Here is a 13,691-nt window from a genome sequence, read left to right as displayed (position 1 = left end):
GATGAATTCCTTTTATAAAATAAATAGTATCTCGGAGCTTCATGAATCATTTGGTTATAAAAAGCCCAATCATCCTTTAATTTCAGTGATTGATCTCTCCGAAGTCGCTATTACAAAGGAAATGTTGTACTTGAAAATTGGCACTCCATTTTATGCCATTACTTTAAAGACAAAAGTGGCTCACCCTTTTAGATATGGAAGGGAATATTTTGACTTTTCGGAAGGATATCTATTTGGTGTCGCTCCAAATCAGATTATAGAAGTAGATGAAGTTTCAGAAAAAGGGGAATTAGAAGGTTGGGCACTTTATTTCCATCCCGATTTAATATTGGGCTACGGATTACACGATAAGATTGGAGATTACAGTTTCTTTTCTTACGAAACTAAAGAGGCGCTTCACCTATCCGATAAAGAAAAAGCAACGCTCAATAATATTCTTGAAAAAATTGTTGAAGAATATGAATCAAATATCGACGAGTACAGCAGAGATGTTTTAGTATCGAGTATTGAGCTTTTATTACATTATATCAGGCGTTTTTATGGCCGCCAATTTCTCACAAGAAAGCAACAGAACACCTCTATTTTAAGCCGTTTCAAAAAGCTTTTAAAAGAGTATTTTCAATCTAAAATTGTACTTGAAAATGGATTACCAAAAGTGAGCTATTTTGCAGAAAAATTATCATTATCAGATAGTTATTTGAGTGATCTTTTACAGAAAGAAACGGGAAGTACTGCCCAAGATCATATTCATCTTTTTGTGATTGAGAAAGCAAAAACAGACCTTGTCAATACAGACAAAAGTATATCTGAGATTGCCTTTCACCTTGGATTTGAATATCCTCAATATTTCAGCCGTTTATTTAAAAACAAAACAGGAAAAACACCTAAGCAATTTAGAGTGGACTTGAATTGAAGATCATATTTACAATGTCGTAAGTAAGTAGCTGATCATAATTAAATATAGTTTATCAATGTAGAATGATCTCAGGTGAGGTAAAAATTACAGTCCTAGCCATAGCTAAGACGAAAAATTTTAACGAAACCTGAGTTTAATTCAAATGCATTTAAGCTATAGGTAGTTTTGAACAGTTACTTAAATGATATAAATAGGCACGAATGTTAAGTAAAAGTATCATTCGTGCCCTGTATATCATCTAAAACCTCCTAATTTCTAAAAACTAGAAATAATCGGAAACTTAGTTTACAAAATGGGAATCATTGACTATAACTCCTTTTCCAAAGATATATCAATAAACCTGAAAAGCCCACATGGAATAGTTACTTCCAATACGTCACCGTGTGCTTTCAAAGTTTGATTACTCACAATGTCCTTTATCTCTTTTACTTCTCTCTGTAAAATCACTTTTGCTACTCTATCATCAGGGTTAAGATATCCATTGTCAATGAGAGTGAGACGAATATGCCCCGGAGAGGTTTGAACAGCCACCCAAGCTACTTCGCCACTTTTTATTCTAATTGGTAATGATTTTGCCCCTTCTTGAATTGATTTTTCAATTTCTTTATAATAGTCGCTATTGGCGGGGTAAACTGATGATCCATCTGAAGAAAGATAGTTTTTACCATCGGTGATATATTCCTTCAACAGTCCTTTGTACATGGGGTGTAAGTGATCTTCCAAATTTCCTCTAGGTGCTGATTTATCTGCGAAAACACCTTCTTGTACAGGAGTGATTAGCACAATGCCGTTGTGATATTTGGGCATAAAATCTAATCTTCTTTCTTTATTTCCAGATGCGTAAGTGGAAAAATCATATGATTTTACCGGAGCTGCAGGCCACGTTCCGTTCATTCGTGAAAATACTTTGGGGTTTGCTTTTTCATACTCCTCATCGTAAAATGTAGTCCATTTTAAATTATTTCCTTCATCTAAATAGTCTTTATCGGGCTCTTTCATACTGAGGTGGACAGGATTGATACTTACCAACTGCGACTTTTTAGGAACGTATAAAACGCCTTTTTCTATCATTTCATAAAGCAAACTAAGATATTGTTGATCTACAGCGTAATTATTGACATACTGTGCTCCACTTGCCATCGCATACACCAAGTTTCTTAAAAAATGATTAGGAAGCATCTGATGAGAATGTTGTCTTAGTCTGAAGTAACTTGCATTATCTCTAGCTCCTCTGATCCCCCAACTGTCAGTGGCACCACTAGCCCAGATTCCCAATTTACCTGCCACACTCAAGTCCATCATTTTATCTGTCGTTTCTTCCATTGATGGTACAAAAACATCAGCATATTCACCTGACAACAACTTGTCCCACATTTTCAAATAAACGATTCCCTGCCAAAAAGTATGTTTTGTTCTCACATAAATATTGGCATTTTTACCTTGTGAATACTCTGCCAATGGATATAGAAAATGCTGAAGTGTGTATTCAAAATCGGAGGTATAATGTTCTAGTTCAGGGAAAATCATTACCGTTTTCTTTTGCTTCCCGCCTGCATCAATAATCTTTTTTTCTGTTGCTAAACTGATCATCATAGGGTCGTTGCCATGGCCTCCCCAATACGCTATTCCTTTCGCTCCCTTATATAATGGTAGAATATCATTGAGCATCTGTTCTTGTGTTTTAGTATACTTTTTTCTTCGATCTCTACGCTTTTCATAAAAATCATTTCCAAAACCAGAACGGTCCCAATTTTCAACATGTGGTAAGTGTTTGCTATTGAAGAAATAGGGCGAAGCCTCAGTTTGCTTTATTCTTTGGATTACCTCCTCATTTCCATCGTTTACTTTTTCAGTCAGAAAATACACATCTTCCCCTTTTCCATCCCATTTTGAAGACTCAAAAGTTTGTATTGCGTTCCTAAAATTTGCTGTATTGTCTAATATCTTACGGATCTTTCCTTTAGGCACTAAATTGGCAAAATCTTTTTTCCAAGACTTGTGATCTAGTTGAATAATATGAATACAACTTCCTCCACTTTGTGCACTTGCTAAAAGCAATTGATTGGTCTGAGGATCTTTCCAAAAATCATTAAACGAATAATGACCAACGACCATCTCAACCTCTTCACCTGTAAAGTCAGTTCCGTAAAGTAATAGCCTTTCACCAAACAGACTCAACATCTTTTTTTCCTTTCCTTCTCCAATACTCACGGTTTGAGGGACTCTGTATCCATTTTTAGATTTACGAGTAAGTTTATTGTTTTTAAAATGGAAAATCCTTTTTGAAAAGTCTTTTAAATCAACCTTCTGCACAAATGAATTCTTAATCATGCCCGAAGAACCCATGTAAATTTCATCATAACCATCACCGTCAACATCTTCAACTTTTAAATCCCCAATAGGGCTTTTCGATTTTAAAATGATCGATTTAAATGGTGTTACTTCATTTGCTTTAAAGAAATAAAGGGCTCCTGATGTGGAATTCTGATTAATAGCACCAGCATGAATCAGTATTTCTTCGTTTCCAAATTGTGCTTTTCTTAAGAAATTCGTGGTATGAACTTTCTCTTGGGGGTACCTTTTTCCATTATTCCCCCATCCTTTCTGAATCGAATAATCATATGCAGAAATAGTTTTCAACTTCTCCCCTTTTGTACTGAGATAATATACATTTTTATCCATTCCGCCTGTTGCAATAAAGCGGCCACTAGTACCATCAACAACGGTCACACTAATTAATGGTGTTTCACCAGATCGAAATTTCCATTTCAACTTTCCTTTTTCATCCAGACAGTACAGGTAACCATCTGCATTTGCTGCCAAAATTTCGTCATTCCCATCATTGTTCAAATCCCCACACCACACATCATGATTTGCAAAACCCGAAAGTTTATTCTTCCATTTCTGCTTTCCTTCAAAAGTGTATAACATGACAGTCCCTTCATAGGAATTAGCAACAATATGAGTTTTGCTTTTGATGACAGCTGTTCTTACCAACGTAATAGTATAACCTGTCTCAATACTTGTTATACTGCCTGCATTTGATGGAAAAATTAAGCACATCAAAAGAGAGCTAAAAAGTAGTCTTTTGTATAAGTAATTCATTAATCTTTTCATTTGGTTTGTAGTCACTAAAATTGTAATAATTATTTGTCAATGTGTGCGTCTCGATATTTTTATTGTCATTACGAATACAATTGAAGTTGCAATAAATAAGTGGAAATTCTAAATGGCTACTATTTTTCTTTCCTTTCTAACGATGAGCTTATAGCATAAGCTATAGTATTGATATCGGTATACGCTATATAAACGGAGAGGTACAGTTTATTTTGATGGGTATTCTAAATTGAGATGAAATTTTTAATGAAAGATTACTTATATGAAACTAAATTTTAAGACCATCCTCTCATTGGTATTTATATTATGTATTAAAAACTGGGGGATCGCACAAGAAAAACCAAACCTCATTCTGATCATCACGGATGAACATAATTTTAGAACAATCGGCGCCTATAAAGAACAGCTGATAAAAAAAGGGTTGAAAGAAATGGCCAATCCTTGGGGTGAAATTCCTGGCTTTGATACTCCGCATATCAATAGAATTGGTCATGAAGGAGCTATTCTAAATGGTATGTACTGTGCTACACCTTCATGTGCTCCTTCAAGAGCTTCAATGTTTACAGGAAATTATCCTCAAACTACAGGTGTAACAAAAAACGGGAAAGGTATTAATAAAAAGGCCAACACTATCGCAAAAGTGCTCAATAACGAGGGTTATGTCACTGGATATATTGGTAAATGGCACCTTGCTAAAGACGATGCGAAACCGGGGTGGCAACCGGACCCAGTTTACCACGGATTTTCTGAATACAAGTACATGTTTAACAGAGGACATTGGAAAAAACTCGATTTTGATGGAGACCACCAACCCTTCATCCCAACAGATAAAGCTGCTGTTGCCATCAAAACTGCTGATGAAGAAACTTACACCACTGACTGGTTAACGAACAGAACTTTAGAATTTATTGAAAATCATCAAAAGGGTCCCTTCATGTGTGTACTCAGTTTACCAGATCCACATACCCCAAATCTTGTAAGAGCTCCTTATAATAAGATGTACTCGACAAAAGATATCAAACTGCCAGAGACCTATTCTACTTCCGCCTTACGAAATGAAGAATACCCTGGCTGGGTTACAAAAAAGCAACGTTTCAAAATAGGATATGATTCTACAAAACTCATCAAACATATCGCTCAATATCATGGTATGGTCAAATGTATTGATGATAACATTGGGAAAATATTTCAGAAACTAGAAGAAACCGCTTTATTGGATAACACCATTATTGTATTCACCTCTGATCATGGTGATATGTTAGGTGAATTAGGACACGAAAATAAAGGGACTCCATATGAAAGCTCTACTAAAATTCCATTCTTAATTCGCTATCCTAAGGCCATCAAAGAAAATACAGTTGTCAACCATGCTCTTAATACAGCAGATTGGATGGATACTTTCTTGTCACTTATGAATGTGAAGCGTAAAAACTTCAACCCTGCTAGTACCGAAGGGAAAGATTTCAGTAGCCTACTTAAAGGTCAAAATGTATCTACTTTTGAAAATATTACTTTTGTACGAATTGATGGGTGGGTGGCTGCTGTCACTGATCAATATAAATTGATTTTTGATGCACAGCAGAAAAAACCTTGGTTCTTTGATTTGGAAAGAGATCCAGCAGAAACTATCAATTTATTTGATGATCCAAAATACAGAAATATTATTTCCGAATTATCCTCTAAACTCCTTGATTATGGGACTCGTACGAAAGATGATATTGTCAATACTGAGAAAGTAAATCTTCAAATACGAAGTAATATTCTTTAGAAAATTAGTGCTCTGACTTAATACTAGATCATAAAACAAAAAAGCATAGGTTCACGTGAATCTATGCTTTAACTTTCTATGAAATGATAGTATTTACTTATTAACTACTAAAAGTATTTTTAACCTTTTTTGAAATAAATTCTTTCTTCTAATATGCCGTCTAGAAGAGGTGATAAAACTGTCTAATTAACCTTCTTTTCTAAATTATTACATTACAAATGTAAGTGATCATGATACGATTATTTATCCTTAATCTTTCAATTTGTAATAATTTTATAGCAGCATGATTATGTGTTTTTTAGATAAAAATCATCACCGATATCTGATATAAATTGAAAGCCCACGACAAATACCGTGAGCTTTCCAAAAAGAGAAATTTGATCATTGAAAGGGTTCTAATTTTTTGATAAAGTGTTTTGTCAAAAAAGTGTCACTATAATTCACTTTTATGATACTTATATTAGTATAATCCTTTTTCAAATTCACCCTTATTTCATTCGCTCCCACCAAATTATTACTTCAGTATGAAAAGAATGAGCTGCTTTTTATCAATTTCTAGCTGAAAAAGAACACGAGGCTTTCACCCCGCATTCAAAATCATCTCTTTAAAATTATCTTACACTCAATCTTAGGCTCTTCACTCCATTTGCAGTACTTACTCTGACCAAATAGATACCAGAACCCAATGCACCAATCTGAACCGTTGGATCATTAGAGTTGATCAAGGCAATACCTTTCAAGTCATAGATCGTTAATGACTCGAATGCTTCTGCATCTACTGTAATTGCTGTTGATGCCGGATTTGGATAGATTGTCACTTCGTCAAGTGTAGGTATTGTATTTTGAGTCACTGCTCTAGAGTTGGAACTTGTAACAGTGCCAGTACTTATGTAATCAAAATACATGTACCCCCAATGCTTACGAATTGTCACGGTATTACTCCCTGCAATCACTTCAACATCGATCGATTTTTCTAACCATGTGTTTGTAGGTCCATCAAATAAGATGCTTCCTAAGGAAGTTCCATTGACATCTACATACTGGTTTTTATTACTATGAGGTAAGAAATAAGCGATCTTAATGGTTTGGGTTCCGGCTGTTGATGCATTGAAGGTCCAAGTGATTGTACCTTCTCCTTGCATGTGAACATAAGCACCTTCACTGGCTGTTGCATCGGTTTCTACAGTTACTGAAGTCAAGGCTGCATTTTCAGCTTCAAGAATACCTTCTTCAAACGGTACATCTTCTACAACAACCGTTACTTCATCAGTGGCAGATAAGCCATCGGCATCTGTTACAATTAATGTGATCTGGTGGGTTCCTACTGACAATTCTACTGTTGGGTTGCTGCCTGTCGCTATCTCTACTCCCTCTAACATCCAACGGTAAGAAGTGATAGCACCTTCTGCATCAGTACTTGCTGTACCATCTAAAACTACTGTTTCCAATCCATCTTGATCACTGTCTGTCAATTGTTGGTCTATACCTGCATTCGCTATTGGAGGTGTATTTTCGCTCGCTGTGCCTGTGCAAACTGTTAGATTCTTCAAAGCATAGGTGACCACTTGATTTGGTTGGGAAGCGAATTCCAAATAAAAGGCTAGGTACGCATTATTCAAAGTTGCTGCTGCTGTGAAGTCAACATTGTAAGTATTGAATCCTGTTTCAAATGGACCTGTTACGTTAATACCTGACTGTATTATATCTACTGGACCTTCGTTATCGAAAGATGAAATTAATGCTACACTCATAGCCGTGACTGCAGGTGAGTTAGCCGAGTTGAAGTCAAAAGATAAGCTGACTGCTTCACCTTGAGTAATGGTCAAAGGAACGCCTGTTTGCATCATCCATATATCCGTTTTTCCCCACATTCTATGGCTTAATACTAACGCTCCTCCTGCATTGGATAAACCTGAACCATTGTTTTGATCCGACCACTCATTTCCTAATGACCAATTCGAAGCTAGAGGAGTTGCGTCTGAAAGACATCCTGCTGGCAAGATCGTCACTTTCATATTATCTGAACTACTGATACCTTGGTCGTTCGTGACTGTTAAAGTAATCAAGTGTTCTCCTACCGATAGTGCTACATTTTCAGTAACACCTGAAGCAATGCTTACACCATTTTCTGTCCATTCGTAAGCTACAATGGTTTGCTCACTATCCGTTGATCCTGTTCCATCCAATGTTACGATTTCTATACCGTCTCCGTCATTGTCATTCAAGAATTGGTCTGGGCCAGCATTCGCTGCAATAGATTTTGGAACATCGCCATACACTTCAAATTCATAAATGGAATGTCCCCATTCTAATGCTCTTTGAAGACCGAACATTCTGATATGTCTTGCATTTACAGCAGGGAAAGTGATAATATCTTCTCCTCCTATTCCTGCATTGTTGGTATAAACGGTATTCCATGATGCACCGTCTTGTGATACCTGAATTTCGTATTGCGAACTGTACGAACCTTCCCAATACAATCTCACCTCATTGACAGAATATTCCTGATCAAAGGCTACCGCAATCCAGCTTGGATCCTCATATAAACTTGACCATCTTGTCAATTGATTACCATCATTTACACTTTCAGCAGTATTGGCTCCTTCTTCTACTGAAGATGCTGAGACAGGCTGATACAGTGCTAAGTTGCCCGTTCCAGGTTCGTTGACACTGACAATAAAATCATAGGATCTTGATGAAGCAGGGGAACCTGAATCTGTCGCTGTTACTGTTACCTTCACCTCTCCGGTGGCATCATTTGCAAATGCCAATGATAACATTCCATTGTTGACCGATGGAAGCACTACATTTGCCGGCGATGTTTCTACTGTAAAATTCAAGGCTGTTCCTTCTGGATCATTAAAAACCGTATTCAGGTCTGAATACCCTGCCAATGTTGCTGCATTTTTATCTATTCTGAAGCTATTGATCGTACCGACAATAACAGGTTTGTGATTTCTATTCGGATCAATAGCGATATCAGGATAACCGTCAATTGTTTTAATACCGGCTAGCATGGCATCTCTATGAATTTCATCTGTGTTGTCACCGTCATCATAGGTTCTGTACTGCCAGCCCCAGGCTCCTGCATAGCCATTGTCATAAAGAATTTTAAATAAATCTTCTTCTGCCACTGGACCTGGCTGATCTTCTACATAAAACTCACCAATGACCAATGGTTTGTCTAATTCCCAATGAGATGCTGGATGGACAAAGGGAGAGTAAGTAGTACCTGCCCAACTGTAATAATGGACTTGGTAGTAATCCAAAATACCCAATGAATCTCCTCCCGCAGCAATCAATTCTATATCTGAATAATAGTTTTTCTCTACTCCTGAGAAAATATCAGAATTGGCTTTGAATGACCATGCACCATTGGTGACCTTGGCACTAGGATCTTCTCTATGGATCGCTCCTGAAAGTCTATTGATAAAGCGTTGGATGGTTGCCATTGCCACATGGTCTGTAAAGTCCCAGCCAAATTCATTACTCATGCCTTCCGGCTCATTGAAAATTTCCCATGATAGTAAAGCCTCATGATCTTTCAATCCATTGACCATTGGAATCAGAGCATTGTTGATATAGGCATCAATATTACTTTCTTCCTCCAATAGTTTTTTCGCTCTTTGAGATACTTCTAAAGGATAATCTCTTGTATTTAGCATATCAAAAGACCATAAACATAAGTTTAAAACAACATTGTGATCGTAAGCAATATCCAATACATCTCTTAAATCTTGAATCATTGAAGGCTCAAGTCCAGAAGTATATCCACTAGCGTCTAATTCAGGATTATTTGCTCCATTGATGTGCACCCAAAGTCTCATGGAGTTACCTCCTCTTGTTGCAAAATCAGAAATCGCTTGTTCGTAGTAGGCCAAGTTGGTCGTTTTCTCACCAAAGTCATTGGCAAAATTATACCACGCTAAGTTACCACCGGATAAGAAAAGAGACTGATTACCTACAAGAATTCGGTCCATTCGACTCGCATTAAATGGATTTACAATAACCGTTGCTGTAGTGGTACCTGTCGCACCTTCATCATCTGTTACCGTCAACTCAACGGTATGAGTCCCTACTGCAAATTCATGATTAATAGTCACTCCTGTACCAATTTCAACGCCATCTATTGACCATACATAAGCTACAATAGTTCCATCGTCGGTGCTTTCAGATGCATCTAAAGTCAATACTTTCACACCATTATTATCAGCATCTGTTACCTTCGGTGAAGTGCTTATTGCTACAGGGTTTTGATTAGGTAGTGACTCCCTTACTACAATGACTACCTCGTCAGTATCAGTATTTCCGTCTGCATCACTTACCGTTAAAGTAAATGTATAAGTACCTAAATCAAGTTCAAATGTTACGATCGCATCAGTAGAAATTACGCTATTTCCATCTGACCAAGCATAGGAAGTTATTGCAACATCATCTGTGCTTGCACTACCGTCAAGTGTAATGGTCTCTACACCATTTCCATCTTCATCGATAACGGTCTGATTCGACCCCGCTTTAGCCACGGGAACATCAATAGGGCCTTCAAATGGTGGAAGTAATGTAGCAGGTGCACCATCATGTGTATTCCAGTACGTTGATAAAGCGTCCGCAGCAGTGGCATTATACCACTCAGAATGTTCATTAATTCCAATCACATCGTAAGGTGCACCACCAAACCACAATAGAAAAGAATTGAATTTCGTTTCAGAATCATCCGCAACATACTTTACAATACCATCAATAGCGATGGCCGCATCCGTCATTTGTTCTGTATCATTTAAAATATACTGACCTGCTCCGGCATCAACCCACGCATCAGCATCCCAAACGTTAGGAGCAGCCAAACCTCTCCAGCCCATACCATATTCACCAATATGTAAAACCGGAATATCTTGTGGTGCAATACCAAGCGCACCAATCAATACTTCATTGATAAAGTTATCCTCGTGCCACAATAAGGCTTGTTTTACCTGATCGGGAGTAGTCATTGCCCCCTCTTGAGCGAAGATATCCAATGGCATATATTGAGATATTGTCATTTCATCTAACCCTGCGATATATCTACCAATTGCCGCTCTGTCTTCATTGGTTACACCGGCTCTATCTAAGAACTGTGCTTCAGGATTCAATTGCTGACTAGGCTCTATTCTCTCAAAGAAGTCTTGGTGTTCTGGAATACTCAATAAGAGTTCGATATGATGACAGAAGTTGTGGCTCAATGTGATATGTTGTGCAACATCGCTGTAGGTTGTTGCTAATAATCCTTCTACTTCATCACGAAGTTGTATCCATTCATTAGGATAATTCAACATGGCATCCATTAATTCAGCCCCTAAATCAAATCGGATGGGCATTGTCGGTGCTCCTGTTTCTCGGATAGCTTCTGCTAGCATTTGAAGCCCTGGCAAAATGACCAATTCACGATAGCCAATTGTCGGGTCTACCGGATCAAATTGATCAAACTTACCTCTCCAATCTTGACCTCCAGGAACGGTGCTCCAATTATCTCTCGTAGCTCCCATCGGCATCGCATACTTGATCGGGTCAATATGCGGTCTATAGTTGATATAGTAATCTCTGCTTAAAAGCTCCTTGATTACCGATTTTTGCAATGCAATACTAGGTGTTTTCTCTGCTCCTTCCCACTGTGTAATAATTCCCTCTTCGTAGGTGTTGACAAAATAAGTAGGGTTAATAGAAACATATTCAATACCCCAACTATCCATATTATCAATGTACGTTGAATAGTTTGTAAAATGAGAAACATCCCACGAGGTCCATAAAATACCAATTTTATTCGCCCCTTGAATTGGTAGATCTGGGTTTTCACCAATGTCACCACCGTTATCTCCCCCCGATCCATCAGGAACACATTCATAAGTCGGCCAACCTTCACACACATAGCCCGGAGGACAGTGATCATTAGAAGAGCAACTTATTCCGGATGATTCAGTATTGTTTGTGTTTTGGGCTTGTACCAAAGCGGTACTTACCCCATAAAGTGAAAGGGTTAGCGTTAACCATTTCAAGATGCGTAACATCTTATTCATTTCAGACTTCATAGTAATACGTTAGTTAAAAATTCTATTCAAAAGTCTGTATTTTCAACACTTATAAAGTGTAATTTTTTAAGGGATTGGGGGAGGTTTAAATATTTACACCTTATTGTTTTTGACTCCTTGATGTTTAAAAGTAGGTGTTTTAATGTTTAGCAGGTCATGGGTTTGACAGCCCTATATTTTGAGTCTATTAAGTACTCAGTTTAAGCAAGATTAGATACAATTGTCACGTGTTGTGGTTCGTGAGACGCAAAGCATTGCGTCTCTACAGAGGATATGCTTTCAAGAAACGAAACTGCTAATTTGAAAATGTATCACCTTGAAGAGCCACAATGCCTTGTGGCTCACGAACCACCATAAAAATTACTGAATATAATACCTTATTACTTGAAAAAGAGTTGTTTATGATCTGATACATATTTGAAAAGTTGAATATGGGTCTTCTTCATGTTTCTTTCATCTAACAACCCTATATTACTCTCAACTATATTTTGTTTCAGAGTATCTAAGAAGGATATTAACTCTTTATCTTCACTATCCTCTATAAAATAATAAAGTTCTTCTCGATAAGCCTCTAATTCATCGGTAAGACCTAATTCTCCTAATATCTCAATGACAGCAAAAATAAAAGGTTTGAAATTATAAAAGAATTCATCAATAATTACTGAATTCACATATACATTTAACATCCCAAATAACCATATTATTTTTTGACATCGATTCAATTTCAACCAATAATCTTCAAAATCTTGAAACCCTGTAAACGAATTTGGAGCATTGGAATGATCATCAATCAAATCAATTAGTCTTGTGTATGGATTATCATCTATGTCATAATTATCCCAATTATTATCGTTCAAACATCTGTCTATAATACCTTTCTTACAATCAGAATAATAAATTAATTCATTTTGATTGCCATCATTTAAGCTTAGTTTTTTCATGTTTGTTGTTTAGTTTGAATTCATGAATAATATCATTTTATTTACTATTTAATAGTTCATTCCGTCCAAGTTAGTTATCTCATCTAACTATTCAAGTTTAGTTTATAATAAATCGTATTGAATTTAATGAAACTTATGAGCTCTTTAACACTTAATTCCCAGAGGTTTTGCCTGTAGTTTATTCCAAAAAAATAGAGATATGTAAACTACATACCCCTATCAACATGAAATGAAAATTTTGCTACTAAAAAATCTATTCGATGAATTGTTTTTGTCTTCGGTATTCCGTGGGTGTTAACTCCTTATCCTGACGGAATACTTTGCTGAAATATTTTGGATCTGAGAAGCCCACTTTATAGGCTATTTCAGAGATGTTGTCTGATGATGATAACAAAAGCTCTTCTGCTTTTTTGAGTCTTTCTTTTTTAATGTAATTGACTAGTGTTGTGCCTTTTACTCTTTTGAAACGGTTTAAAAGCACCGGTCTACTGACACCAATTGCTTTTTCGATTTCAACAACATTAAATTCTGAATCTGAGAGTTTTGATTGTATGATTTCATCAATTTTCAAAATCAAATCATCTTCTTTTTGTTGCGTTCTTTCTTGAATCGATGCTTTCTCTTCTTTCACTTTTCTATAAAAGAAAAGATAGGTCATCAATGAAATTAGAATCAAAAGCTGCAATACAATCAAGTAAATGTTGTAGATATAATCTTCTCTATTTTCTACATTAATAATATAAATGGATTCAATAATTGTAGCAGATAAGAGAAGGAGAATAAAAGATTTAAAACCCAATTTTAATAATTCATTTTTCTTCATAGCTAGTTGGTTTATACTGTTATTTCATGGTTTTATTTGCATCATTTAATTTGTTGTAGGGCAG

The 13,691-nt window shown here is 36.5% G+C and carries 6 protein-coding genes; 2 read left to right on the top strand and 4 right to left on the bottom strand.

Annotation, left to right across the window (positions count from 1 at the left end; genetic code table 11):
* Position 1 precedes the first annotated feature (1 nt).
* Positions 2-913, top strand: a complete 912-nt coding sequence (locus tag PL77_RS12710) for an AraC family transcriptional regulator (RefSeq protein WP_044205753.1) — start codon at positions 2-4, stop codon at positions 911-913.
* 309 nt (positions 914-1,222) lie between these two features.
* Here PL77_RS12710 and PL77_RS12705 read toward each other — a convergent pair whose 3' ends face one another.
* Positions 1,223-4,021 (bottom strand): PQQ-binding-like beta-propeller repeat protein, encoded by a 2,799-nt coding sequence (locus PL77_RS12705; RefSeq protein WP_172665849.1) that lies wholly within the window; start codon positions 4,019-4,021, stop codon positions 1,223-1,225.
* 274 nt (positions 4,022-4,295) lie between these two features.
* Here PL77_RS12705 and PL77_RS12700 point away from each other — a divergent pair, with 274 nt between their 5' ends.
* On the top strand, positions 4,296-5,801 hold the full coding sequence (locus tag PL77_RS12700; RefSeq protein WP_044205703.1) for a sulfatase-like hydrolase/transferase: 1,506 nt from the start codon (positions 4,296-4,298) through the stop codon (positions 5,799-5,801).
* A 611-nt stretch (positions 5,802-6,412) separates the two neighbouring features.
* Here the strand turns inward: PL77_RS12700 and PL77_RS12695 are convergent.
* The 3 genes from PL77_RS12695 to PL77_RS12685 form a co-directional block, all read right to left on the bottom strand.
* Positions 6,413-11,851, bottom strand: a complete 5,439-nt coding sequence (locus tag PL77_RS12695) for a PKD domain-containing protein (RefSeq protein ID WP_172665848.1) — start codon at positions 11,849-11,851, stop codon at positions 6,413-6,415.
* A 392-nt stretch (positions 11,852-12,243) separates the two neighbouring features.
* On the bottom strand, positions 12,244-12,804 hold the full coding sequence (locus tag PL77_RS12690; RefSeq protein ID WP_044205698.1) for a hypothetical protein: 561 nt from the start codon (positions 12,802-12,804) through the stop codon (positions 12,244-12,246).
* Between the two features lie 253 nt (positions 12,805-13,057).
* Positions 13,058-13,627, bottom strand: a complete 570-nt coding sequence (locus PL77_RS12685; protein WP_044205694.1) for an AraC family transcriptional regulator — start codon at positions 13,625-13,627, stop codon at positions 13,058-13,060.
* Positions 13,628-13,691 lie beyond the last annotated feature (64 nt).

The sequence above is a fragment of the Flammeovirga sp. OC4 genome, assembly GCF_000812565.1.
In the GTDB taxonomy this organism is placed as follows: Bacteria; Bacteroidota; Bacteroidia; order Cytophagales; family Flammeovirgaceae; genus Flammeovirga.
Note: the sequence above shows the minus strand (reverse complement) of the source record. Positions and strands in the feature narration are given on the sequence as shown.

Coding starts and splice junctions, on each gene's coding strand:
- PL77_RS12710 (WP_044205753.1), top strand. CDS start 2: ATGAATTCCTTTTATAAAATAAATAGTATCTCGGAGCTTCATGAATCA.
- PL77_RS12705 (WP_172665849.1), bottom strand. CDS start 4,021: ATGAATTACTTATACAAAAGACTACTTTTTAGCTCTCTTTTGATGTGC.
- PL77_RS12700 (WP_044205703.1), top strand. CDS start 4,296: ATGAAACTAAATTTTAAGACCATCCTCTCATTGGTATTTATATTATGT.
- PL77_RS12695 (WP_172665848.1), bottom strand. CDS start 11,851: ATGAATAAGATGTTACGCATCTTGAAATGGTTAACGCTAACCCTTTCA.
- PL77_RS12690 (WP_044205698.1), bottom strand. CDS start 12,804: ATGAAAAAACTAAGCTTAAATGATGGCAATCAAAATGAATTAATTTAT.
- PL77_RS12685 (WP_044205694.1), bottom strand. CDS start 13,627: ATGAAGAAAAATGAATTATTAAAATTGGGTTTTAAATCTTTTATTCTC.